The following is a 24194-nucleotide window of genomic DNA, read 5'->3' on the forward strand; positions in this document are numbered from 1 at the left end:
CGTCGAAAATTGACCGCGGTCAATGAGTGGCGCATGGGCGGCTCGCTATGATGGGTTCACTTGAAACGGAGAAGAAGATTTCATTATGAAAAACGACATTCAATTAGAAGAATTCCAGTCGCCCTCAGGGGCACTGACCGACGGCTTCCACCTGGTCATCGACGCCCTGAAACACAACGACATCGACACCATCTTCGGTCTGGTCGGCATTCCGATCACGGACCTGGCCCGCCTGGCCCAGGCCGAGGGGATGCGCTTCATCGGTTTCCGCCACGAACAACACGCCGGCAATGCGGCGGCCATCGCCGGCTACATGACCAAAAAGCCGGGGATTTGCCTGACCGTGTCCGCGCCCGGTTTCCTGAACGGCCTGACGGCACTCGCCAATGCCACCGTCAACTGCTTTCCGATGATCCTTATCAGCGGTTCCAGCGAACGTGAAATCGTCGACTTGCAACAGGGCGATTACGAAGAAATGGATCAGCTCAATGCGGCCAAACCGTACGCCAAAGCAGCCTACCGCATCAACAAAGCCGAAGATATCGGCATTGGCATTGCGCGCGCGATTCGTGCGGCCGTGTCCGGCCGTCCCGGCGGCGTCTATCTGGATCTGCCGGCGCAATTGCTGGCGCAGTCGCTCGACGCCGAACACGGCAAAAAATCGCTGGTGCGCGTGGTCGATCCGGTACCGCGTCAACTTCCGGCGCCGGAGTCGGTCCAGCGTGCGCTCGATCTGCTGGAAGGCGCCAAGCGTCCGCTGATACTGTTGGGTAAAGGCGCCGCCTACGCCCAGGCCGACGCCGACATTCGTGCGTTGATCGAACAAACCGGCATCCCGTATCTGCCGATGTCGATGGCGAAAGGCCTGCTGCCCGACACGCATGCGCAATCGGCGGCCGCCGCCCGTTCCTTCGTTTTAGCGGAAGCCGACGTTGTGGTGCTGATCGGCGCCCGCCTGAACTGGCTGCTGGCCCATGGCAAGGGTAAAACCTGGGGTGGACCGAAGCAATTCATCCAGATCGACATCTCGCCCACCGAAATCGACAGCAACGTGGCGATCGCCGCGCCGCTGATCGGCGACATCGGCTCCTGCGTATCGGCCCTGCTGGCCGGCATCGATGCCGGTTTCGGCAAGCCGGACGTCGAATGGACTGGCGCGATCGCACAGCGCAAGCAGAAAAACCTGGCGAAGATGGCGGCCACCCTCGACCAGAATCCGTCGCCGATGAACTTCCACAGCGCACTGCGCGCGATCCGCGATGTGCTCAAGACGCGCCCGGACATCAACGTCGTCAATGAAGGCGCCAACACCCTCGATTACGCCCGCAGCATCATCGACATGTACCAGCCGCGCAAGCGGTTCGACTCCGGCACCTGGGGCATCATGGGCATCGGCATGGGGTACGCCATCGGTGCGGCGGTCACAAGCGGTTTGCCGGTGGTGGCCATCGAAGGCGACAGCGCTTTCGGTTTCAGCGGCATGGAACTCGAGACCATCTGCCGCTACGAGCTGCCGGTCATCTCCGTGATCTTCAACAACAACGGCGTCTACCGCGGTACCGACGTCAATCCGACCGGAGGCAAGGACGTTGCCCCGACCGTGTTCGTCAAGGGCGCGCGCTACGACAAGATGATTGAAGCCTTCGGCGGCATCGGTTACCACGTCACCACGCCGGCAGAAATGACGCAGGCATTGAGCGCAGCGATCGCGGCAGGCAAACCGGCGCTCATCAACGCCGTCATCGACGAAGCAGCGGGTACCGAGAGCGGCCGCCTGACCAATCTGAATCCGCAAAGCAGCGCGACCAAGAAGTAAGCAATTTAACGTCATAAAAGGAATCTACCCATCATGAGCAAGCCACTAGACGGAATCAAAATCATTGATTTCACCCACGTGCAAGCCGGCCCCGCCTGCACCCAGATGCTGGCCTGGTTCGGCGCCGACGTCATCAAGGTTGAACGCCCCGGCTCGGGCGATGTTACACGCAGTCAGTTGCGTGACATTCCGGATGTCGATGCGCTGTATTTCACGATGTTGAACAGCAATAAAAAATCGCTGACGCTGGACACCAAGAAGCCTGAGGGCAAGGAGGTCCTGGAAAAGCTGATCAAGGAGTCCGACGTACTGGTCGAGAATTTCGGGCCGGGCGCGTTGGACCGCATGGGCTTCACCTGGGAACGCATCAACGAACTCAATCCGAAGATGATCGTCGCCTCGGTCAAAGGCTTTAGCGACGGCCACCATTACGAAGACCTGAAGGTCTACGAAAACGTCGCGCAATGCGCCGGCGGCGCGGCGTCCACCACCGGTTTCTGGGATGGCCCGCCGACGGTAAGTGCCGCCGCGCTCGGCGACACCAATACCGGCATGCACCTGGCGATCGGCATTCTGACGGCATTGATCGGCCGTGAAAAAACCGGCAAGGGCCAGAAGGTGGCGGTCTCGATGCAGGATAGCGTACTGAACCTGTGCCGCGTCAAGTTGCGCGACCAGCAACGGCTGGACCGGATCGGTTATCTGGAGGAGTATCCGCAATATCCGCATGGCAAATTCAGCGACGTCGTGCCGCGTGGCGGGAATGCCGGCGGTGGCGGCCAGCCGGGCTGGGTGCTCAAGTGCAAGGGCTGGGAAACCGATCCGAACGCGTATATCTATTTCACCATCCAGGGCCATGCCTGGGCGCCGATCTGCAAGGCGCTGGGCAAGGAAGAATGGATCGAGGACAAGGCCTACAACACGGCTGCGGCGCGGCAGGACAAGATCTTCGATATCTTTGCGGTGATCGAGCGTTGGCTCAAGGATAAAACCAAGTTCGAAGCCGTGGATATCTTGCGCAAATTCGACATTCCCTGCTCGCCGGTGATGTCGATGAAGGAAATCGCCGCCGATCCGTCGCTGCGCGCCAGCGGGACCATTACCGAGGTCGATCACAAGGCCCGTGGTAAATATCTTACAGTCGGCAGTCCCATCAAGTTCTCGGAGACCACGGTCGAAATCACCGGCTCGCCATTGTTGGGCGAACATACCGACGAAGTGCTGGCGAGCCTCGGCTACAATCCGGACCAGGTGGCCGCTTTGCATCTCGCACAGGCGGTTTAAAATAACGGCCCGGTAACCAGCGCGCTCAGAAGCACGAACTGGCTTCTGAACGTCGCTCTCCAGCCTTCAAGGATAAGGAGTAAGTTGCATGCACTCGGAAACTGATTTCAAGCAACTCGTAGAGGTGGTCGGCGATGCGATCGTCGTCTGCGACGCGGGCGGCGCCATCACACTGTGGAACCGGGCGGCCGAGCGCATGTTCGGCTTTGCGGAAAGCGAGGCGCTCGGCAAGTCGCTCGATCTGATTATTCCGGAGCGCCAGCGCCAGCGCCACTGGGATGGCTATCACAAGACCATGCAAACAGGGCAAACCCGTTACGGTCACGATGTATTGCGGGTGCCGGCGCTGCATAAAGAAGGGCACGCCTTGTCCATCGCGTTTACCGTGGCGATCCTATATTCGGCAGAGCAGACGCTGACGGCGATTGTCGCGATTATCCGCGATGAAACCACGCGTTTCTCCGAAGAACGCAATTTGCGCAAACGCTTGGCAGAACTGGAGGCCAGGGTTGTTTAAAAGAATGCGGACTACTGAGGGCCGATCAATAGGGGCGAATCGCGCCATTCTTGTAAGGAAAGCCAGGCGATAGGCTAAGAAAAATTTGCTGATGTCACAGCGCGTTTACCGCGCTTTATTGAAGAGAGCTACAGTGCCCGGCATATGCACTCGGCGCTTGGCTATATCTCACCCAATTCATTCGAGGCACAACGCGCACAACAGACCGCTTGAATTTTTGCTCCCCCCCTGGTCCAGCCACATGGGTTCAGTCTTTGGCGTTACTTTTTTTAATGGCCAGTTTCTAAACTTTAGGAGACCGGACCCGATCGAGGCTGAGTGAAAACGCGTTCAGTTAGTAAACAATTTCTCGATACGAGCGTCGAATCGATATTGTATATTTGACCGAGGTTTCGATGAAACGCTTTGCCCAGGGAACGGATCGCACTCAGAGCATCCTGCTACAGGCCAAAGATGGCAATCGACCGCACCTGATGTCACATGCTTTCACCGACGATGCGTTACTGAGAATGGTGGTTAACACCGGCACGATTTCGTTTCCGCCCGTCTCGGATGGACGCGACGCCATTGCAGAACTCCTGGTGCGCCGATTCGGGCGAACCTATGAAAATGTCTATGCGCTGTGCCTGTCGCCGCCGCCAGAAGATAAGCAGTCTACGTTTTCGTGCGACTGGATGGTTGTCATGCCGGAGAAGGAGAGCCGCGCGGTACGCGTCGGGTGCGGCAGTTACGACTGGCACTTTGCATCGGATTCTTTTTTGGCCGATCGCTTGTCGATCACCGTCGAGGCGATGCAATCGCTGCCATCGCAGGACGTCGAAGAAGTCATGAACTGGGTTTCCGCGCTGTCCTTGCCTACATTGGCCGAAAAGACAGCTAACTGAACAGTTGCAATGGAAATTCAGATTTGGGCGACAGAATTCTGAAAGTCGACCATGCAGATCTTGGTAGCTCACATCAAAAACAAAAATGGCGCCAGCTGCGCAGTTGACAGTGTAATTGAAGCCGGATCTGGCGATTTAGCATTCGAACTGGGTACGCATTGATTCGGGAGAACGAGGTGCAGTATCCGGCGGCTTTGCAAAATGCTTAAGGTCCGTCCGAGCGGTCGGGCGCCCATGCAAGCAGCAATTGACGGAAAGGCGGCGCAGTCAGGAAACCCATTGTGAGACTAATGTTGCAGCATCACCTTCGAAGTAGTCGCAATCCAGGCGTCCTTTTGAGTCTCCCGTAATTCCGCTCACCAGTCGGCAGCCGGACGGGCCGCTGTCGCCATCGGTATATTGCCATAACCAGAAAGTGTCCCAACTGCTCTGAACGGTGGGATTTGCGCCATATTGCGCTAGCCAGAGGCGGTGGGCTCCAAAAAATGGATCCTTTGCCGAACCCAATGCCGTTTTCAAAGTGTCGCCGCTATAAATGACCGGGCGCCTCCCCAGTCTCGCGTAAATCTGTTCACAAAACGCGCGCGCACCATCGATCGTCATCTGGTTCCCTGGCGTGGGTTCGAAATCCAGCGCGACCAGCATGTTTTTATCTTCGTCTGCTTTCGTCCATGAAATAAAATTTTCAACCTGATCCCCGACCGGGGCTGCCGTTCCCCAATGATATGCACCCCAAAGCAGCCCGGCCTTTAAGGCATCTTCACGGCGCGCCGCATGGGCGTCGTCTTTGCCTGTGGCTCCTGTAGTTGCCTTATGTATCACTCCGACCAAGCCCGCGTTTTTTGCATCTTGAAAACTTATGACGCCGTCGCCATGACTGATGTCTATGACCAGGGGCACCTGATTCAAGCGGGTAGATCTGTTCGGCGGACCTGCAAGCGGCTGTGCCGGAGCTGTCGTGGCGTTCTGTTGCAACTCGCTGCAAGCCCCGGCCCAGATATAGGTGTCGGCCGATATACGGTACCAATGCGCGTTACCGTCGACAGATTCACCAACCGCCAAGGCGGCTACCTGAAATGTCGTACCGGGATCAAGTTTCCTAAGGACGGGGGCAGCCGTACTTGGCGAGCCTTGCCGGACATTGACGCGTACATTGTTCTGGACGGTCCCCGAAATAGGAATTTCAATGGTATCGCTCATGGCAGAATCTTGCTCCTTGTCAGCTTGTCTTCGCCAGCTATCCGACACTGCCATCTTGTAAGGCAGACGTTTGAGAACTGCCCGCGGGCGCTGTGCCGTTGTCATGGGGAGCCGCCTTGTAGGCGAGGTAGCCGGCGTGACTGATCCCTATCAGCCACGCCATGTTCGCGCTGAAAGCGGGCAGAGCGTCCATGAAGGTGGTTCCGGCTTGCGCGGGCGGATTCGCGCCAAACAGATGCCAGAGCTGGATAGAGTAGATAGTCAGGGCCACCACGGTAATCAAGAACTGCTGAAGCTTGCCAAGATCGGGCGTGGCGGCGTTGCTGACTTCTTCGCCGCGAAAGATATCCAGCCATTGGGCGTCGTCGGAACTGTTGCGTGCATAGACTTTGCCCGTCGCAACCAGGTTCTTCGGATCATCCCCCAGCATCAGCGCGGTTCGTTGCGCTTGCCCCGGCGGCGCCGCTTCCTTGCTTTTGAAGCTCAGCAAGACGGGCGTAGCCACTAAGGAGGTGGCCGAAATTCCCATCACGGCCAGTAGTTCCTGAGGGATGTTGACGGCAATCGGGTTGGGGAGATTGAGCTTGATACGCACAATCGAGGCCGCCAGAAACGCTGACAGCACCAACACCGACCAAGCGCTTGCCTGCAGTTTTGAAAGGCTGACCCGGTTCCGGTTGTCGATGACGAGACCATTGAAATGGCCGCTGATGCCATAACCGATACCTGCGCAAAAAGCCAACAGCGCAGCAGCCGTCAAGAGCCAGGCCCAGGCCGGATCCGGGACCAGTTCCGCTGCGGCGATAGCAGCGATCAGGCTTGCCGTGGCTATCGCGCTGCCTATAGATGCATATCGTCTCGTCGATTCCATGTCATATTCCCTCTATTCTGAAACGCTTGAATTGTTTTGCTCATGGAGGTTTTAGACTCGGCCCGCCATGTTGTTATCGATGTCGCTTTGCAGAAGAACCAGCACCGGCTGGACAGTAAAATCATTCTGCAGAGTGAACTTCAGATCTGCCGTGGCTCCATCCGAAAACTTGATCGTCAAATCGACTTCCCCAGGCAGGGAGAACACGGCGTTTTCCAGAGGGATCACGATATGCGTACTGTCGGCATGAATGTGCTTGGTCAGGGTCAGCACCTGCGGCGCGACGGTCGGCAAGGTGGCGAACGTGATGCTTGCCACGATGGAATCGAATTTATTGAAATTGACGCTGCCAGCATCAATGGCGATAACGTATTGCGTCTCTTGCACGTCGACAGTCTGGAAATTCAGGAATCTTGCGACGTCCGCTTTCATCATCGGTGCCGGCAGTATCAATTGCGCATCCTCGGCAAGCGATAAATCAGCATGTTCGGCCGGCAAAGGAATCGGTACCGCAGTTCCTGGCGGCAGATGGAGCGGCACGGAAGCTACTGTTATCGAGGACGCTGAAACAAGGGCATAGCGCGAAACCTGCAGATCCAACGGCGATTGGTTGCTTAATTTGATTTGCGCCGACGCCTCATCGATCTGCAAACTCAGCTCGTCCGAGCCTGTCGTATGTGAAAAATTCAAGACCAGGGTGGATGGAACCGGCATAGAGTAGCCATCGTCGAGTTTCAGATTCAGTGAACCAATCAGTCCAGCACCGATATTCGAGCACAGTTGCATGATGAATAGATTGGCATTCGCAACCGACGGTGTTTGCGCCCCTTCGTCCAGGATGGAAACACTGACTATGAACGTATGCGCATCTGAACCGGCCGAGAACTGCGTGCTGCTCTTGAATACCGTCTGCAGATTCGAGGGCGGACTGTCCTGCAAGAAGTCAGGAAACTTGAGCTTATAATCCTTGAGATCCGGGTCGTGTGAAATTTCCTGCGCAATCATGATCGCTGTCTCCAAAGCGTTGGCGGACAATACCCCTCAAGCAGGTGTCGAAAAAAGCGTTGCCAGTTTCCAGGTGTCGGCGGACGACAGAAACGTTTGCGTGTCGTCGCTGGATGCCGCCTTGCGCACCACATTGTTGCCTTCAAAGCACATGCAGTCGTTGCCTTTGCATACTTTTTTCACGACGTCCAGGTCCATCAGTTGATTCTTGCCTGCGCCAGTCATCACCCTATTCAAGGCCCCGGCGATTTTGTCGCCGAGGGGCGCTAGCACCGTCGCCGAGCTAAACGTACTGTCGTCAGCAAACTGTACGTAGATGATGCCGGTGCCATCTATGCAATCGTTGTTGAAATTCTGGCTGATCCAGGTTGTGTACATTGCGGTTTCCAGCAGTTCCGTTTTGGGCGGCAGTACGGTTTGCATAGCCGTCAGTTCATTTTGAATACCTCCGATATAACCCCCGCGCCCACCTTCGTCATTCTGCTTATAGGCGTCTTCGATAGTCTTGCGCAGCGCGCTTCCTGTCTGATCCTGGGCATAGGCGTTGGTCACCGCGGTGCGAACAGTCTTGATCCAGTCGGCCACCGCAAGGTTCTGGGCGGCTTTTGCGGCACGGTCGATCTCATCCGAAATTCCATGCATCAGATCGACCAACGGTCCAAGATCTGCGCCGGTGGCATCCTTCACAGCGGAGACGGCGGCTTTCTCCGCCATCTTCAGGCCGGCCTTTAAAACTACAGTGAGAAAATCCGGTTTAGCCTCTGCTGGCGAGGCGGACTGGACCGTAGTCTGGAAATTGTCGATAGCCGACAGGTGGACGGTAGCTATCTTGGCTTTCGCTTCGACCACGGCTTGGACATAGTTCTGGATGGTCTGCATGTCGGTATCGTAATCAGTCGCCGAAGTATCTGTGGCATCTGGCATAGTGTTCTCCTGTCGTAGATCTAATCGATAAGCCAAAGTCGCATGAGAAACTTCCTGAATTCTGTTACGACTTGGCGCTGTTGGCCGCGAACGCCTGGTTCGAGGCTGCTGCTGGCGGTGTTTGGCAAGCTGCCAGCCGATTCCGTTTTGGAAATGTATTTCTGAAGGGGACTGACGAGCCAGCGCCGCGCTGGGCATGGTTTTCCTTATGGACAGGAAAATTTGCATTTCGAAATGCGGGGAAATAACGTTCCAACAGCCTATTCATGCTGGCCCCCAATTGACTATCCGACATCTGCAAGAACAATTTTGCTTCAGACCTAGGAGAACGTCGATGTGATCAAGCTATGCGCCGATCATCATCGGATTCGTGCCAATTACATACCGCCGCAAGGAGCGGAAATAGCGGTGCTGAACTGGAAAATGGGCCTGTCAATTTCGATTGACATATTGCTCTGTTTTTTGTACTTCAACAGTTCTATAGGGCAACTATTTCTAAATTACAATAGGATATGTTTGCACTACATTCAAGGCGAACTTTGGTTGCCGATGAAATTGACTTGGCAACAAAAAGCATGAAGGATCTGTGGAGTTGCATCATTATTGAGTCCATTTTTTTGTGTTGTGCGTTGATCCATCATTTCGCTGGCGGCCCCAGGCGCTGCGGCTGTTTTCACCGCCAAGCCGGGTCATCGCCAGCCACAAAAATTGGTCAATCCGTCATGTAATTCAACCCATCGGCGTTAATCACCGTTAAGACATAAATCTGTACAGCTATAGAAAAATGGAAATATGAAAAATCCGGTAGCCGGTAATCAAGAACGGCAAGAGACATGCCTATCGTCACGATTGCTGCCGCCCCGGCCGTCATCGACACCCATGTCGCCCGAAGACGTCATTGTCAAAAAACAGGCGCGAGAGCGAAAGGATGCGCTGGTTCGTGGCGTCACTTCAATACAGAAAATGCGTGAAGCGATAAGGTGTGCGGGGCGCGGCCTCCCGACCATTTCCGCAGTGCCGCGCATGGGTACGCTCGACGCCGCGGCGTTTCGCATGCGTGCCGCAGAAGGCCTGCCATTCGTCATCACCGGGCTGGTCAATCGTTGGCCACTTTCCAGCCTTAAGCCGCAAACGCTGCGCGACCGCTTTGGCGAGCTGCACGTGCGCGCGCGGGTGGGTGACTATGTCAATACCGCTTTCGCGGCTGATCGGGCGATGCAGGATATGTCGCTGCTGGCGTACCTTGAGCTCGTCGCGGATAATACGCAGGACCTGCCACCGTATCTGGGCAATCTGGAAATGCGTGAATTGAACAGGCTGTGTTACTGGCCCGCCTATTTTAAGAAAATGGGTCCGCCTCGCTTTTGGCTTGGCCCCTCCGGCACGGTGACCCCGCTGCATTGCGACTATGACGACAATATTTTTGCGCAGATCTGGGGCAGCAAACGTATTTTCCTGTCGCCGCCACACCACGACGAATTCCTTTATCCCCGCGAGGCGAACGCCGTCTTGTTCGGCTCGCCGTTTAACCCTGAGGCGCCGGATTTCGAGAAATTTCCACTTGCCCGCCAGGCGGCATTGATCGAATGCATCATACAAGCCGGTGAGCTTCTGTATGTGCCGGCCGGGTGGTACCACCAGGTTCGCGCGCTGACTTTTTCGCTTTCAGCCAATCGATGGGCCAGGGCGCTGCCATTGGCATTGAACGGGGACGCTTCGCTGAAGGCTGGCTGAGTTGATCGAATCCGTTCTCTCCCGGACTAGGCTGTGATGCCGCGGCGTCAATCTCGGAGAACCGCATGGATATGAGCACAAACAGTCTATAAGCAAAACCCGGCCGCTTTCGTTTTGCATAAGACCGCCGATCAAATCATCGAATCGGCCGGGCATTTTTTGTACACGAGTTAATGGCTTAGGGCGCTAGTGCGGCATGGAGAATAATTTTCCTTCATCTCCAAATATCCAGGTGCATTTGGTCGCTTTCAATATGCCGGTAGCCCGTCCTTTGAAGGAGAACCTGTCAGTCAAGCGAGTCAGGCGGGTGCCGTCAAATGACAGCACATCGCCACCTTGCATGGCAATCAGCCACTGTGTGCCGTCCCATGTGACTGCTAGCGGAGTACTGCTCAACAGTCCGTTTGGCAAGTCTTCGGACCCCCCGGATGCGATCAGCCTACCCATGCCAAATGGCGTGATATTAGTTACCGCCGTCACGTTGGCGACTGGAGATGGCATGGTCGTTACGGTTGATGCTGCCGCTAATGCCGCAAATCCTGAGGTCAGGGCTATGGCGGGAACTGCGATAGTTGTAGCAGACCCCACGACAGCAGTCTCGGTGGTTTGATATAACATTTTTCCATCGCTTGCCACGGTTGCTGCCGGTATTGTAGTGGCGCCGCTCGTCGTAAATTGCAATGTGCCGGTTGTGTATTGCTGTGTCGTATCCCATTCGGCAACGTATAGAGCCGCGCCAAAACCAGCCAGCAGCAGTTTGCGCGATGCAGGATCGAATCCTATGCCGAAAATTGCTGGCGAAGCTCCGTTGCCCCCCAACTGTGCGGGTTTTCCCGGCAAGTACATACCTAATCTGGTGCCTTGGAAGGTGTCGAGATTGAAGGAGTGGAATTTCAATCCGGTGCCTGAGCCGCCGACTGCATACAGATGCCGGTCCGTGTACACACCGTCATGCACAGTATCCGTTCCTGCGGAAAAGGATGCATTTGATGTATAGGACGCGAGAGCTGCAGATGAGCCGGATTCGCTGAGAAAACCAATAAAACCCGAGCTCCCCATTACCCAGGCATTAGCTGATCCGCTGGCTTTAACCATCTTATTGATGTTTGAAGGAGGGGTGCCGGTGATACTTCCAAAATTATTTGAAGTCCTGTCCCATCTGACGATTTTTCCGGTCGATGTGCCGAAAAATATGATTTCGTGTCCATTCACGTTCAAACCGACATTGCATATAGCGGTAATATTATCGGCAAGGGCGAGTCCCGGACAGGTCAAAGTAGTAGTAAATATTTGCCCGTCCCATTCGGAAATCAATCCGCCATTGCCAGAAATGATCAGATGCCCGTCCAATGTTTCGGCAGCGACATAGATGCAGTTGCCTAGCCATGATGGCGGTCCTTCTGCGGTGCCGCCGCTCCAGTCGACAATTTCTGACCCGACACGCTGCGCTTTTGGGATGGCACCAAGAAGCCGCCAATCCTGAACACTTAAGATACCTGACGATACGACTTCAAATGTTGCAAGCTTCACTTCATCCGCCGCGTAGGTATTGTCGCTCGCATATACGATGGCCCCGGAATTATTGATCTTAAGGTGATTGCGGAACTGTTTTTCAGTCAGGGAAATCGTCACCCCGGGAGCGCCTAACGTTCCACTTATTGGCGTAATGCTCGTGATCGACGCAAGGTATTTATTGGAATCGCTAATGGACGAATTGCCGTTGGCGACGGATGCGATAGTCACTACATCCGACAATGCAAAACCCCGCTCGTCTAAACCATTGACGGTAAGGCTGCCGCTGACATTGCCGCCGCTGGCATTTGATACCGCGACGCTAAATTTGGATAGCATTTGTGCCGCTGTGACAATTGTCACGATACCGGCGCTAATTGTCGCAAGCGCATGCGATGGCGTTGCCGGGGTAAAAGTTTGTTGTGCGATATTGAACACATTACCCTTTAAAACCGCCACTTGAGCCGGGACCGTTAAGGTAGCGCTTGAATACGTTATTTTCCCGTTGCTTGATGCTAGAAAACCTTGCGGGGCGACGCCGGCAGGATCGTAATTGCCAACGTTGAGTTCAGCTAAATCGCGAGTTGCAGGTAACTTGCTCATTGCGGCACTCGAACGGAAATAGCTAGGGCCGTGAAGCTTGCATGCGCCAATGGTTGCATGCGTGTACTGCGGAGATAAGTGAAGAGGTGATTTTTTTCGCCATGTCGAAGAATGGTAAACATCTCGCTCTCCAAGAGTAGGTGGATCAAACCGGCATTTTGACTTCGGCTACAGACTCTAGTGACTTATGCCGGCGTTGTCCATGAGGCGAAGCACGAATGTGCGGCAAATTCGCAACGCGAGTTTGGCCGGCAACGCAGCCGCGCCAGAGAAATTCAAGCGGATTCGCTGGTCCTCTCCAGAGAACTATCCTGTCAAGATTAACAGTTGTGGAATTGCATGGCGGCGGTAGACTCGCTAGCAACTGAATCCTCCCCAGTTCCGCAATCTTCCACGGTTACCGCTTCACAGTAGATTTGAAAACGGTGTCAAAAAAGCCTTTCCTGATTTTGATTTACTCAAACAGCCATACTGATTCAACGACTCGGCTTGCATTCGTGCAGTGACGTATCAGGAGCTATGACATGATAGAGAAGAGAAATATTCCGCTGTTGCTTGCTATCGCTATCGTATTGGCCGCGTGCGGTGGCGGTGACGGCGGATCGGCCGCGCCAACGCCGGCAGCGGCTACAACCGCAGCAGGGAAGGCGGTGGATGGTTATTTGAGTGCGGCATCGGTTCTGTGCGACGCGAATAAAAATGGTGTAGCCGATAGCAGCGAAAGTGTCGTGGTGACAGACAGCCAGGGCAATTTTGCATTTTCACCCGCATGTTCGAGTTCAATTGTCGCAAGCGGCGGTACGAATGTCGACACCCGCTTACCGTTTGCCGGCCTCCTCAAAGCACCGGCCGGCAGTACTGTCGTGACGCCGCTAACCAGCTTGATGGCTGCGACTGATGGCCCGACCGCCGCCAAAATCGCTTTTGCCTTGGGGCTGCCTGCTGGCATCGACGTGACTCAAGTGGATCCGGCTGCTAGAAATGCCGACCGCACATTGATCAATGCGGATCTTTTGAGAAAAACCGTGGCGGTGCATCAAATCATTCAGCAAGTCGCCGATACACTGGGGAGCTTGGCTCAGGACACCAGTCCTGAGTCTACACAGGCAATTTACAGCGAGGTAGCCAACGCGGCAGCCGCAACTCTGGTAGCTAACCCGACGACCCAACTGGTCGACAGCGGCAGCGTCAGTCTTTCGCTAGTTTCCGGCATAGTTCAGAAAACGATGGAAAACGTCACAATAACCGCGAACACTGCGTTGGACACGGTCAAAGCCAACTTGGGCGCATATAGTGCGGGTAGTGTCTCGGCATTGGTTTCGGAAGCCATCAAGGTCCAGGCAGAAACCTTGGTCCAGTCTACCGACGCGGCGTTAACTCAACAAACCACGTCGCTGCAGTCGAATCCAGTCATCGCGAACACAGCGTCTCAACTCGCGGCTCTGCTAACGATCGGCATCGCAAATAAAATTGATTTGACAGCGATGGGCACGGACCTGAGACGGTTAGCTGATACCAATACGAATAATGACAGCGCAGCAAGCACAGCGCTGATGTCCGAAGTGACGCTGCAAACCGGCAAAGCCGGCATCGCGCCGCTTTCCATTGATTTCACTGACTTGAGTAAGCCTAACAACTATTTTGCAATCCGGGATGACAGTGTCAACCTAAACGGGCATACCTATACACTGGATCAGTTCATGAACGGCGTCTCCCTTGCTCAAAAGCCGTCGTCTATCAATACCGTCGGCTTCGGATTGATTGTGAAGGGAAATCCAATTCCCAAAAATAGCCAAGGCGTCAGGACGACTAAGGTGGCCCTCGGCATCGAGGTGACCGATACCGGCGCCAGTGGACGGGTGCTGCAATTCGTCTTGGATCGGGCTGACTTGACGCTCGACAGCAATAAACAATTGCTCATATCTGTGCCGGCAGATTCCAATTTGTATGTCTATAGCAAGACCAGCAGCGGTATCTCCGTCAATAAGACGCTCACGAATCTCAATGCCCATCAATTTATTGCCGTCGATAATAATACGCTTACGGTCAATGCAGACAAGGTATTGAATCAAATCGGATTGACCAGTCTGCCAATCGTCACTGGCGCATTTAATTTGAAAATGGTCGTGTCGAACGTAAAGATCGGGAGTCAGATAGACCATGCAGTGACAGGCATGTCTATCACGGTCACGGGGCCAAGCCCGCACAGGGTGAGCGGGCTTGGCGTTGAGGGGGGCGTCGTGGTCCAATAAGCGTTTGACAGTGCGCAAGTTCGCAAAGAAGGGTGGGGCGCAGCGGTTGGTCCCATGCCTCAAGAAACGCCAGCCTGTGGCACAGCTGTTCAAACGACATGCGTCCCGAGCAGCTATCCATGACAGGCAACCGAACAGATGATTTATACCATGGAGAAAATAACGAGCCAGTCTGGCTTGCGTTCGCTGGCAAACCTCAGCGGCCTTTCCACCAGTCTCCAAACCAGGAAACAAGATGGCACAGCACACCGGCAGCTAGCAGGTAATCCGACGCTGGTCTCATGCCCATCGCGGCAGCGACGATGCCGATGACCAAGCTGCAGCTGCCGATCGGCCGGATGCTGCGATCGAGCAGAGCGGGGAAGTCAATTTTCCGCTTGCGGAGTATTGCGCCGAGTTTAAAGACATTGTTTTGTAATTTCATTTTCTTCGCACTCAAGCCTCATTTCTTTATTGAACGATAGCAGAGGATGTTTTGTGGTCTAACGACATTATCAGTTTGAAAATAAAAAAATGATGATATCACGCCGCATGTTTTTTTTCGAAACATGATTTCGCGTCATCCAGAGCAATCCTGTCAGAATTGGCAGTAGCGAAATTCGACGTTGCCGTTAGACTCGATAACAATCGAATATTTCGGGTATCTGATAATCGATCGGCTTGCTTGCGGAATGCCGCGGCGCAAAAGCACATGAGTTCATCCATCTACAGATCGCTGATTCGAGTCCAGGGCGGAAGGGATAAGCCCAGAAGGAGGATATGAAAGCCTAACCCGCTTTCCTGATTCACAGTTGCAGAGAGCTGTCCATAGCCTAGCGCTTGCACCAATTCCGGGGTTTCTCAGCATAGACGTATCTAGGAATTTTCGATGAAAAAACAATTTTTTTTATTCGGTCTCTTCGTATGCTGTGCAGACATATTTTCGCCCGTGAACGCCGCGCCTATGGATGCGTTTCTTTCCGCTAACCAGAATAATATACCCGGGAGTGGCCAGGTTGAGGCTAGCTACGATCTGCTCAACAGCGCGGTTGACGTGTTCAAGGTGCGGGATAGCGATACAAATTTTTCCGGTACCAATGTCGGAAATTATCACGGTGCGCATGTGCGCGCAGGCGTGGCGATCACGCCGCTGCTCTGGTTGGATGGCGCCCTGTGGGAAAGACGAATTGACTATCGCAGCGACAGCGCCAAGATTAATACCTGGCAGGTGGCGGCGCAGTACAAGATGCTCGATGGCTCAGGATACCTGCCAAGCTTGGCGCTAAGGCTGGGGGCGTGGGGTAATTATGCGAATGAGTTGAACAAAACATCGCCCACCACAGTCGCCGGCGTCACCTTGAGTTCAGTGAGGGTTACTGATCCTAAAGATATTCAGTATCAGCTCGATCTGATTGGCAGCTGGCGGGTTTCTGAGCATACGGAGCTGTCAATGTTTTCCGGCGGCGGCGCGAGCCGGGTCAGCGTCGGTTCGGTGAATGGCGCCATTACCTTAAACGGCTGCAATTACAACCTGGCGTTCGGCTCAGATGAAGTCGTCGGAACCCCCGCACAACACTGCAATGCGAGCAGCGCGATCGATCGTTTTTCGATACCGAACAGCGTCTTTGGCGTCAATGTAAAAAAAGAAACCGAGTACACCGCAAGCTACTTCCAGGCCGGCTTGATGGCGAAATGGAGCAAGGATGACTGGCAGTTGCGGGCCGGCTATCAATACCAAGCGTTGAAACGGAGCGATGTGGATGACATCATTCAAAGACGTGGTGGAGTGGTCAATAAACGTAACCACATCCTGATGGGTGAAATCATGTACAAAATCGTTCATAACGCCGCGATCTTTGTCAGAGGTCAGTATATGAGCAATCAATTTACCGGTGAGATCCCGTTCGCTTACAACAGCATGACTTCGCACCGGTTTAGTCAACGTTACGGCATATTGAGCACGGGATTGGTATTCACCTTTTAGCTGCGCTCGTCATCGGCGGGTAGACCGGGTTGTTGGCGTCTTTAGATTGAAAATATTATTTCTAACGGAAAATACTGCTAATCCGCTTAATAGCTTTGCCTCTCCAGGCTGGATGACAACATGCAATGTATATCAAAGACCCGCTTCAAGAAATTGCTGGCAGCTGCAATACTTCCTTGGCTTTTCGCATGCTCAGCACTCACCCCTGGCATGCGCGTGGACCTGGAGGACGCAGCTGCGTCTACCACCCCAGGAGCAATGCCATCGATTAAATCCATTACGCCGCAACTATTGCAATCGGAGAGAGAGCAGCGCGAGCAGCAGGCCAGCCAAGATATAAGTCGTCTGCAGGTTGACAGCCTGACGCCATATCGCATCGACTGCGGGGACGTGCTGTCCATCGTGGTCTGGGACCACCCTGAGTTGGCAAACGCAGCGCGGTTGAATATGCAGCCGTCACTCGGAACCACCGACGCCGATGCCGCTGGCACGGCAGTGCCTCCTGCCGGCTTCGTCGTCGATCATGATGGAATGGTGCAATTTCCTTACGCCGGCGCCCTAAAGCTTTCCGGCCTGACGGAGATGCAGGCACGCAGTGAGCTCACGCTGAAGCTGGCCCGTTACATCAAAAAACCTGAGGTCACTTTGCGCGTCCAGGCGTATCGAAGCCAACGCATTTATATCGGCGGAGAAGTCAAAGCGCCTGGTACTCAAGTCATCAACGACATCCCGATGACGCTGACAGAGGCGCTGAACCGCGCCGGCGGGGTATTGCCCAGCGGCGACCAAAGCCGTATCAGCATCAGCAGAGCAGGCATAAACCATTGGATCAACATTCCGCAACTTATCCAAAAAGGTGTCGATCCCAGCGGCATCCTGCTTGCGCATGGCGATGTGGTTCACGTACTTTCGCGTGATGAAAGCAAGGTTTTTGTGATGGGCGATGTAACACGTCCGATGCCGCTGACGATGCACGACGGGCGCCTGACGCTGAATGAGGCGCTCGGCGAAGCGGGAGGGGTCAGCCAACTCAGCGCGGATGGCCGGCAAGTCTATGTGGTGCGCAATGAGAGCGGCAAGGAGCCGACTGTGTACAACCTCGACGCGCGTTCGCCGATAGCCCTGGCCATGGCGGAGAGTTTCGAGCTCAAGCCCAAGGATGTGGTCTTTGTGAATGCCTCCCAGCTAGCCATGTGGAACCGCGTGATCAGCCTCATCTTGCCGAGCACACAATCGCTGACAAATGCGGCGCAGATCGCAAAATGATTCACACAATCTTGGTGATCTGCATCGGCAATATCTGCCGCAGCCCAATGGCTGAAGGCCTGCTCAAGCACGCCTTACCGGAAAAAAATGTGCGGTCCGCCGGCATCAATGCATTGATCGGTAACCCGGCTGACCCATTTGCGGTGCAGATAATGCAAGAACGTGGCATAGATATCAGCGAGCATCGCGCGCAGAGCCTCGCGGGTTGGATGATCGCTGAAGCAGATCTGATCCTGACCATGGATCAGGAGCAAAAGCGCTATGTCGAGCTCAAATATTCCGTATCTAAGGGGAAGGTGTTTCGTCTCGGAGAATTCAGTAGCTATGACATTCCTGACCCATATCAGCAAAGCCTGGACGTATTCCGTCAGTCATTCGAACTGATTACCCAGGGCGTAAACGACTTGACCGAACGCATCATTCTCATCCACTAAAGCAGCCATCGAGATAACTATACGATGAATCATCCCACTCAGCAGCTGGTCCCCGTTGGCGTGCAAGACGATGGGGATGATGACGCTAACTTGACGAGCTATCTCGACCTTTTGTTTGACAATCGCGGTTTGATTGCCGGCATCGCACTGGCGATTACCTTGCTGGGACTGGCCTATGCGTTTATTGCCAAGCCGATTTATGAGGCCAATATCCTGATCCAGGTGGAAGACAATCCGAATTCCTCTACCAATATCTTGGGCGGCTTGTCGTCGATGTTCGACACAAAAACGGTAGCTGCATCAGAAATGGAACTTTTAAGGTCACGGACGATGGTGTCGAGTGCGGTCGACAGCCTGCGGCTGACCATCAGCGCGCGTCCAAAATACTTTCCGGTTATTGGCGCATGGCTAGCCGGGCGCAATAAACAGCTTTCCGAGCCTGGCTTAGCCGGTTACGGCGGTTATGCCTGGGGGGCGGAGAAGATCGATGTTCCCCGCTTCAATGTGTCGGGAGAGTTGCTGAATCTGGATTTCATCCTCACTGCAGAATCCCATGGTCAGTTCCGCCTGAGCCAAAAAAGCCAAGATATTGAACTGAATGGCAGGGTGGGGAGCACGCTCAATGCAGCGACCGAGCATGGGACTATAGAACTGCGGGTAGAGAGCCTTGCTGCCAAACCCGGCGCGCAATTCCTGGTCAGGGGGACGTCCCGGCTGGCCACGATCGAAAACTTGCAGAATGCATTGGCCATTTCGGAGAGAGGCAAGCAATCCGGCATCATCGGCGTTACGCTGGAAGGCAGTGATCCGGTACTAACCAGTAATATCCTCAACCAGATTGGCCGCGAATACGTCCGTCAGAATGTCGAGCGAAAATCGGCAGAAGCGGAAAAATCCCTGGTCTTTCTGGACAAGCAACTGCCAGAACTGAAGCGGCACCTGGAGCAGTCCGAAGAAACCTACAATCGCTTCCGTAACAGCCACGGCACCATCGATTTGGGCGAAGAAGCGAAAGCTCTTCTGCTGCAATCCGTCAACGCCCAAAGCAAACTGATTGAGCTGCAGCAGAAGAGGGAAGAACTGTTGATCCGCTTCACGAGCGATCATCCCGCCGTAGTCGGAGTCGATAATCAGATGAGGGAGCTCAATCGAGTCAGCAAGAGCATTGCCGCACAAATAAAAATACTGCCGGGTCTGGAGCAGGACGTGCTGCGTCTTGCCCGTGACGTCAAGGTCAATACCGATTTGTATACAGAATTATTGAACAGCACGCAGCAACTGCGGCTAGTCAAAGCTAGTAAGGTGGGCAATGCGCGGATGATCGATGCCGCGCAGATTCCGGAGCAGCCGATAAGGCCCAGGCGCCTACTGATAATCCCGATCGCAATGTTGATCGGACTATTACTCGGGGTGATATGCGCTTTTATCAAGAAAACGTTGTACGGGAGAATAGACGATCCCCATGAGATAGAGCAAATGCTGGGACTGACTGTCTATGCGACCATCCCTCATAGCAAAAAACAGGAAGAGCTGTATGCGTTGGTGCATGCCAAGTCGAAGGATATTGTGTCGGTACTGGCACAAAGTGACCCGGCAGATAGCGCCATTGAAAGTTTGCGCAGCTTACGCACCGCTCTGCATTTTTCGATGCTGGGTTCCAAAAGCAATATTGTGATGATCGCCGGGCCTACGCCAGGCCTGGGAAAATCGTTTGTCTCTGTCAATTTTGGAGCAGTGCTGGCGGCGACCGGCAAACGCGTCTTGCTGGTGGATGCGGATTTACGCAAAGGGTACCTGCATCAATACTTTGGTGTTGGTCGCCAAGGCGGCCTGTCGGATCTGATTGCCGGAGCAATGAGTTTGGAACAGGTACTGCATCGTGGAGTGATCGCGAACGTCGATTTGATCTCGACCGGAAACTTACCGCCGAATCCATCTGAAATGCTGCTGCATGCAAATTTCGGAGAGCTGCTTGCATCGATTGCGGCTAGTTACGATTACGTGCTGATCGATACGCCGCCGGTGTTAACGGTTTCCGATACCTTGATCATGGGCTCGCAGGCAGGAGCGATTTTTTTGGTGACACGTGCTGGCGCCAGTACGATAGGTGAGATCAAAGAGTCGATCAAGCGCTTGAGCCATGCGGGTATATCGACCAAAGGCGTCATCTTCAATGATTTGAAGTTGCGCCCTGGCCGTTACGGATACGGTTATAAGTACGGAAAATATCGACATACGCATTATAAATATTGAATGCAATTTCTTATGGGAGCCATAGTCCGCAGTTCAAAATATGGATGTAGTGATGATCGTGACGGAAAATTTTGGGGGAAAGGCAATTGTGATCCGAAGCGTTCACGTGGCATCGCAATTTCCCGCCACGACTGTTTTCCAACGCAATACTGTCAGAGTTACCAGTAGTGAAATTTCATGATGCCGGTAGACTCGATGATGACTGGACATTGCAGGCAACTGGTATTCGATCGATTTATTTTGGAAGCCTAGGGCGCGCAAAAAAAGAGCATGCGCTTATTTGCTCATAGGCCACCGGGACTCGATGCTCGCAATTTTGGTTCGCGCCGCAGTGGAGCAATTGAAGTAGTCCCTGCGGCCCTGAAAAGCATGCAGTTTGCGCAGTTTGACGGGATCGTCGACAACGGAGCGTAATCATGATGGCAGTTGAAATGCTGAAGATGGCGACACTTGCGGCGATTGTCAGTTTCACGGTTTGCGTGCTGATCGTCTGTTCACAGAGGTGGCACGGAAAGCATACATTTGATCATGATCTGGATGGCGTTCAGAAATATCACACCGCAGCGGTACCCCGGGTAGGCGGCGTTGCCGTATTCGCAGGCATCGCCTTTGCACTTTCATTCCTTCTCATTATCCAACCCAGCCAAATCACGACATTGCACGCAGGCAGTGCAACGAAATTACTGATTGCCAGCTTGCCTGTCTTCATCGCCGGAATCACCGAAGATCTGATGAAAAAAATGTCGATCAAAGTGCGGCTGGCGGCAGCGATTTCCAGTGCGCTGATCGCCAGCGAACTCTTGGGAGCAACGATTGACCATCTCGATATATGGGGAGTCGACGCCTTGCTGCTTTTCGCGCCGATTGCTCTCGTCGTGACCGCAATCGTTGTAGCAGGGGGCACCAATGCCATCAACATAATCGATGGCTTCAATGGGCTGTCGGGTAGTGTCATCGTGATTATTTCCGCGGCGCTGGGATTTCTTGCGTGGCAGGCAGGAGATGCTCTGGTTGCGATGCTGGCCATCCTGAGCCTTGGTGTTGCCGCAGGTTTTTTGCTGGCAAACTATCCGGCAGGAAAACTGTTTCTCGGCGATGGCGGGGCCTATTTTCTGGGCTTCTGGGTTTCCGAAATTGCGGTTTTACTGCTAGTCCGCAATCCGTCGGTAAATGCTTGGCAGATATTGTCGATTTGCGCCTATCCGGTGATCGAAGTCATGTACAGTATTTATCGGAGAAAATTCATCCAGCACTCCAATCCTTACTATCCAGACGGCTTGCATCTGCATACGCTTGTTTTCCGCTGTGTGGCCACAAAGCTGATTCCTAGTAACGTCGCCAAGGCCTGGGTCCGCAACGCTGCCGTTGCATTCATCATGGTTCCCTGGGTCGCGCTTATCGCCTTTATCAGTGTGATCGCTGGCGGCACGATCATTGGAGGGCTGATTCTGGTGCTCGCGCAGGTCTCGCTATATGTGTCCATCTACACGCTGCTCGCGCGCGGTCATTTGCAACGCATTCAGACTTCCAACGTAGTAGGCGATATCGACGCCAACGGAGAACTGTCGTGACAGAGTCAGCGTCATCGGCCGCGACAACTTGGCATCTTCTTCAGACAAAGCCAAGACAGGAATTTCGCGCATTGGAGCAATTGGAGAATCAGCGGCACATCTGCTTTTTGCCGATTTTGAAAGTTGAAAAAATGCGGCGGGGCCGGCCGGAAATCATTAATGAGCCGCTGTTCTCGCGTTATCTGTTCATTCGACTTGATGCTATGTCGGCAAATTGGTCACAAGTACGCAGTACGCGAGGGGTTAGCAAGTTGGTGGCAATTGGCGGTCGCTTCGCCACGATATCCGACTCGCTCGTTGGCGGACTGCGGCATGTGGGGACGCTCGATCCTGCACCGCCGTTTGTGGCGGGAGATAAGGTTGCAATCGCATCCGGGCCGTTTTCCGGTCTCGAAGGGGTGTTCCAGATATCGGATGGTGCAGCGCGAGCTTTAGTCTTGATTGAATTGATCAGTCAGCCGCAAAGACTGGTGTTCGATCTGGACATGCTGCGCAAGACGGTGTAGCTGGAAGAGTAAGCGCATGCCCAGCTCCTGCAGGACATGGAGCGGAGCTGAAAATCTGAATGAAGAGGCAGGCGTCTTTTGGAATTTAATTGGTATTCCAAGGGCGGTAGCGTGTCCGAATGAAAAGCGGCTGCCGAAAGCCTCATGCAAGAGCCCATTTTGAAACAAATAATAGCGCCCGTTGAATGTTAGTTCCGGTGCTGCCAGGCGCATGCCATTAAGTCGGCAGTGTTGCTCTCAACGCTACACATCCTTGACGCTTATAAAGCCATTCATGAATCATCCGACCATAACTTCTGCATCCATGGACAGACTATGAAAATATCGACAGACACTCGCATCGCAATCATTGGGCTTGGCTACGTTGGTTTGCCCTTGGCAGTGGAATTTGGAAAAAAATATCCCACAATTGGTTATGACATCAACCAGCATCGTGTGGGTCAATTGCGGGATGGCATCGACAGCACGTTGGAAATTGATGTTCATGAACTGAAAGAAGCAAGATGTCTCACCTATTCGACCAACCCGGAAGATTTGCGCCAGGCTACCGTCTATATCGTCACGGTGCCAACACCGATTGACAAATACAAGCAGCCTGATTTGATCCCGCTGCAAAGAGCATCCGAGATGTTAGGAAAAATCATCAAGAAAGGCGATATTGCAGTATACGAATCAACGGTCTATCCAGGCGCTACCGAAGAGTATTGCGTACCGGTGATCGAAAGCGTTTCCGGCCTGAAGTTTAATGAAGATTTTTTCGTCGGCTACAGCCCGGAGCGGATTAATCCAGGTGATAAGGAACATAGGTTAACCACCATCACCAAGATTACCTCAGGGTCAACGCCGGAGGCAGCGGACTTTATCGACGCACTCTACGGCAGCATCATTCTCGCTGGCACCCACAGGGCGCCGTCCATCAGAGTGGCGGAGGCAGCGAAAGTGATTGAGAATACCCAGCGCGATCTCAACATCGCCCTTATGAATGAACTCGCCATCATCTTTAAGAAATTGGGGATAGACACGGAAGATGTTTTGAAAGCTGCTGGTACGAAATGGAATTTCCTTCCGTTTCGTCCGGGTCTGGTAGGCGGCCACTGCATCGGTGTGGATCCTTTCTACCTGACGCATAAGGCGGAAGCAGTTGGCTACCATCCCCACGTGATTCTCGCCGGTCGCCGCATCAACGACAATATGGGAAGCTATGCCGTAGGTCTGCTCGTCAAGCAGATGCTCAAGCGCTGCATTCAGATTGAAGGCGCCAACGTTCTCGTCATGGGCTTGACGTTCAAGGAAAATTGTCCGGACATACGCAATACCAAGGTCGTTGACATAATCGACGAATTGAAAAGCTATAACGTCAACGTCGACGTGCACGATCCTTGGATTAGCGCCGAGAGTGCGCAACATGAGTATCAGATCGCTCTCACCCCCATGCCGGAACCCGGAAAATACGACGCGATAATCCTCGCGGTGGCGCATCGCGAATTTAAGGAAATCGGCGTAGATGGCTTGCGACGTCTAGGGAAAAAGGAGCATGTGCTGTTCGACTTGAAGTATGTGTTGCCGAAGTCTGATTCGGATATCCGCCTTTAACCATAA

19 protein-coding genes are annotated in these 24194 nt (G+C 53.9%); 13 read left to right on the plus strand and 6 right to left on the minus strand.

Annotated elements, in window-relative coordinates; translation table 11 throughout:
- Positions 1 to 85: 85 nt before the first annotated feature.
- The 4 genes from oxc (at position 86) to BLV81_RS07335 (ending at position 4501) form a co-directional block, all read left to right on the plus strand.
- Positions 86 to 1816: an oxalyl-CoA decarboxylase gene (gene oxc, locus BLV81_RS07320; protein ID WP_092353949.1), complete on the plus strand. Its 1731-nt coding sequence runs from the start codon at positions 86 to 88 to the stop codon at positions 1814 to 1816.
- 33 nt (positions 1817 to 1849) lie between these two features.
- Positions 1850 to 3100, plus strand: coding sequence for a formyl-CoA transferase (gene frc / locus BLV81_RS07325; protein WP_092353951.1), 1251 nt, complete (start codon positions 1850 to 1852; stop codon positions 3098 to 3100).
- A gap of 88 nt (positions 3101 to 3188) precedes the next feature.
- The gene (locus tag BLV81_RS07330) at positions 3189 to 3617 is read left to right on the plus strand and encodes a PAS domain S-box protein (RefSeq protein WP_092353953.1); all 429 of its coding nucleotides are present in this window, start codon (positions 3189 to 3191) and stop codon (positions 3615 to 3617) included.
- A gap of 395 nt (positions 3618 to 4012) precedes the next feature.
- Positions 4013 to 4501, plus strand: a complete 489-nt coding sequence (locus tag BLV81_RS07335) for a hypothetical protein (RefSeq protein ID WP_092353955.1) — start codon at positions 4013 to 4015, stop codon at positions 4499 to 4501.
- Positions 4502 to 4768: 267 nt separating this feature from the next.
- Here the strand turns inward: BLV81_RS07335 and BLV81_RS07340 are convergent, their stop codons facing one another.
- The 4 genes from BLV81_RS07340 to BLV81_RS07355 are packed head-to-tail and all read right to left on the minus strand — an operon-like array spanning position 4769 to position 8729.
- A complete protein-coding gene (locus BLV81_RS07340; RefSeq protein WP_092354376.1) occupies positions 4769 to 5701 on the minus strand; it encodes a glycoside hydrolase family 25 protein in 933 nt (310 codons plus the stop codon).
- A 37-nt stretch (positions 5702 to 5738) separates the two neighbouring features.
- Positions 5739 to 6572: a hypothetical protein gene (locus BLV81_RS07345; protein WP_092353957.1), complete on the minus strand. Its 834-nt coding sequence runs from the start codon at positions 6570 to 6572 to the stop codon at positions 5739 to 5741.
- Positions 6573 to 6623: 51 nt separating this feature from the next.
- Positions 6624 to 7577, minus strand: coding sequence for a hypothetical protein (locus BLV81_RS07350; protein ID WP_092353959.1), 954 nt, complete (start codon positions 7575 to 7577; stop codon positions 6624 to 6626).
- Positions 7578 to 7613: 36 nt separating this feature from the next.
- Positions 7614 to 8729, minus strand: coding sequence for a hypothetical protein (locus tag BLV81_RS07355; protein ID WP_143036308.1), 1116 nt, complete (start codon positions 8727 to 8729; stop codon positions 7614 to 7616).
- 564 nt (positions 8730 to 9293) lie between these two features.
- On the opposite strand from BLV81_RS07355, the gene BLV81_RS07360 reads away from it, so the two are divergent.
- Complete coding sequence (locus tag BLV81_RS07360) at positions 9294 to 10235, plus strand: cupin-like domain-containing protein (RefSeq protein WP_092353963.1); 942 nt, start codon at positions 9294 to 9296, stop codon at positions 10233 to 10235.
- Positions 10236 to 10421: 186 nt separating this feature from the next.
- Here BLV81_RS07360 and BLV81_RS07365 read toward each other — a convergent pair whose 3' ends face one another.
- Positions 10422 to 12350, minus strand: coding sequence for a baseplate J/gp47 family protein (locus tag BLV81_RS07365; RefSeq protein WP_092353965.1), 1929 nt, complete (start codon positions 12348 to 12350; stop codon positions 10422 to 10424).
- A gap of 524 nt (positions 12351 to 12874) precedes the next feature.
- On the opposite strand from BLV81_RS07365, the gene BLV81_RS07370 reads away from it, so the two are divergent.
- Positions 12875 to 14602, plus strand: a complete 1728-nt coding sequence (locus tag BLV81_RS07370) for a hypothetical protein (RefSeq protein WP_092353967.1) — start codon at positions 12875 to 12877, stop codon at positions 14600 to 14602.
- A 196-nt stretch (positions 14603 to 14798) separates the two neighbouring features.
- On the opposite strand, the gene BLV81_RS07375 is transcribed toward BLV81_RS07370, so the two are convergent.
- A complete protein-coding gene (locus tag BLV81_RS07375) occupies positions 14799 to 15026 on the minus strand; it encodes a hypothetical protein (protein ID WP_092353969.1) in 228 nt (75 codons plus the stop codon).
- 444 nt (positions 15027 to 15470) lie between these two features.
- Between BLV81_RS07375 and BLV81_RS07380 the strand changes: the two genes are divergently transcribed.
- The 7 genes from BLV81_RS07380 to tviB all read left to right on the plus strand — a co-directional run bounded on the left by BLV81_RS07380 (position 15471) and on the right by tviB (position 24188).
- A complete protein-coding gene (locus BLV81_RS07380) occupies positions 15471 to 16565 on the plus strand; it encodes a hypothetical protein (protein WP_092353971.1) in 1095 nt (364 codons plus the stop codon).
- Between the two features lie 258 nt (positions 16566 to 16823).
- Positions 16824 to 17831, plus strand: coding sequence for a polysaccharide biosynthesis/export family protein (locus BLV81_RS07385; protein ID WP_255365034.1), 1008 nt, complete (start codon positions 16824 to 16826; stop codon positions 17829 to 17831).
- Complete coding sequence (locus tag BLV81_RS07390) at positions 17828 to 18265, plus strand: low molecular weight protein-tyrosine-phosphatase (RefSeq protein ID WP_092353975.1); 438 nt, start codon at positions 17828 to 17830, stop codon at positions 18263 to 18265. The genes BLV81_RS07385 and BLV81_RS07390 overlap by 4 nt, the downstream gene beginning before the upstream one ends.
- 24 nt (positions 18266 to 18289) lie before the next feature.
- Complete coding sequence (locus tag BLV81_RS07395) at positions 18290 to 20518, plus strand: polysaccharide biosynthesis tyrosine autokinase (RefSeq protein WP_092353977.1); 2229 nt, start codon at positions 18290 to 18292, stop codon at positions 20516 to 20518.
- A gap of 416 nt (positions 20519 to 20934) precedes the next feature.
- A complete protein-coding gene (locus tag BLV81_RS07400; RefSeq protein WP_092353979.1) occupies positions 20935 to 22089 on the plus strand; it encodes an MraY family glycosyltransferase in 1155 nt (384 codons plus the stop codon).
- Entirely contained in the window at positions 22086 to 22595 is a 510-nt protein-coding gene (gene rfaH / locus BLV81_RS07405; RefSeq protein ID WP_176992790.1) for a transcription/translation regulatory transformer protein RfaH, read from the plus strand. The genes BLV81_RS07400 and rfaH overlap by 4 nt, the downstream gene beginning before the upstream one ends.
- 315 nt (positions 22596 to 22910) lie before the next feature.
- Entirely contained in the window at positions 22911 to 24188 is a 1278-nt protein-coding gene (tviB, locus tag BLV81_RS07410; protein ID WP_092354378.1) for a Vi polysaccharide biosynthesis UDP-N-acetylglucosamine C-6 dehydrogenase TviB, read from the plus strand.
- The last annotated feature ends 6 nt before the right edge of the window (positions 24189 to 24194 follow it).

The sequence above is a fragment of the Collimonas sp. OK242 genome (assembly GCF_900107095.1).
Lineage (GTDB): Bacteria > Pseudomonadota > Gammaproteobacteria > Burkholderiales > Burkholderiaceae_D > Collimonas.

What these genes read in the sequence shown, in the direction of transcription:
- oxc (WP_092353949.1), top strand. Translation starts at nt 86, where the DNA reads ATGAAAAACGACATTCAATTAGAAGAATTCCAGTCGCCCTCAGGGGCA.
- frc (WP_092353951.1), top strand. Translation starts at nt 1,850, where the DNA reads ATGAGCAAGCCACTAGACGGAATCAAAATCATTGATTTCACCCACGTG.
- BLV81_RS07330 (WP_092353953.1), top strand. Translation starts at nt 3,189, where the DNA reads ATGCACTCGGAAACTGATTTCAAGCAACTCGTAGAGGTGGTCGGCGAT.
- BLV81_RS07335 (WP_092353955.1), top strand. Translation starts at nt 4,013, where the DNA reads ATGAAACGCTTTGCCCAGGGAACGGATCGCACTCAGAGCATCCTGCTA.
- BLV81_RS07340 (WP_092354376.1), bottom strand. Translation starts at nt 5,701, where the DNA reads ATGAGCGATACCATTGAAATTCCTATTTCGGGGACCGTCCAGAACAAT.
- BLV81_RS07345 (WP_092353957.1), bottom strand. Translation starts at nt 6,572, where the DNA reads ATGGAATCGACGAGACGATATGCATCTATAGGCAGCGCGATAGCCACG.
- BLV81_RS07350 (WP_092353959.1), bottom strand. Translation starts at nt 7,577, where the DNA reads ATGATTGCGCAGGAAATTTCACACGACCCGGATCTCAAGGATTATAAG.
- BLV81_RS07355 (WP_143036308.1), bottom strand. Translation starts at nt 8,729, where the DNA reads ATGCAAATTTTCCTGTCCATAAGGAAAACCATGCCCAGCGCGGCGCTG.
- BLV81_RS07360 (WP_092353963.1), top strand. Translation starts at nt 9,294, where the DNA reads ATGAAAAATCCGGTAGCCGGTAATCAAGAACGGCAAGAGACATGCCTA.
- BLV81_RS07365 (WP_092353965.1), bottom strand. Translation starts at nt 12,350, where the DNA reads ATGAGCAAGTTACCTGCAACTCGCGATTTAGCTGAACTCAACGTTGGC.
- BLV81_RS07370 (WP_092353967.1), top strand. Translation starts at nt 12,875, where the DNA reads ATGATAGAGAAGAGAAATATTCCGCTGTTGCTTGCTATCGCTATCGTA.
- BLV81_RS07375 (WP_092353969.1), bottom strand. Translation starts at nt 15,026, where the DNA reads ATGAAATTACAAAACAATGTCTTTAAACTCGGCGCAATACTCCGCAAG.
- BLV81_RS07380 (WP_092353971.1), top strand. Translation starts at nt 15,471, where the DNA reads ATGAAAAAACAATTTTTTTTATTCGGTCTCTTCGTATGCTGTGCAGAC.
- BLV81_RS07385 (WP_255365034.1), top strand. Translation starts at nt 16,824, where the DNA reads ATGCCATCGATTAAATCCATTACGCCGCAACTATTGCAATCGGAGAGA.
- BLV81_RS07390 (WP_092353975.1), top strand. Translation starts at nt 17,828, where the DNA reads ATGATTCACACAATCTTGGTGATCTGCATCGGCAATATCTGCCGCAGC.
- BLV81_RS07395 (WP_092353977.1), top strand. Translation starts at nt 18,290, where the DNA reads ATGAATCATCCCACTCAGCAGCTGGTCCCCGTTGGCGTGCAAGACGAT.
- BLV81_RS07400 (WP_092353979.1), top strand. Translation starts at nt 20,935, where the DNA reads ATGATGGCAGTTGAAATGCTGAAGATGGCGACACTTGCGGCGATTGTC.
- tviB (WP_092354378.1), top strand. Translation starts at nt 22,911, where the DNA reads ATGAAAATATCGACAGACACTCGCATCGCAATCATTGGGCTTGGCTAC.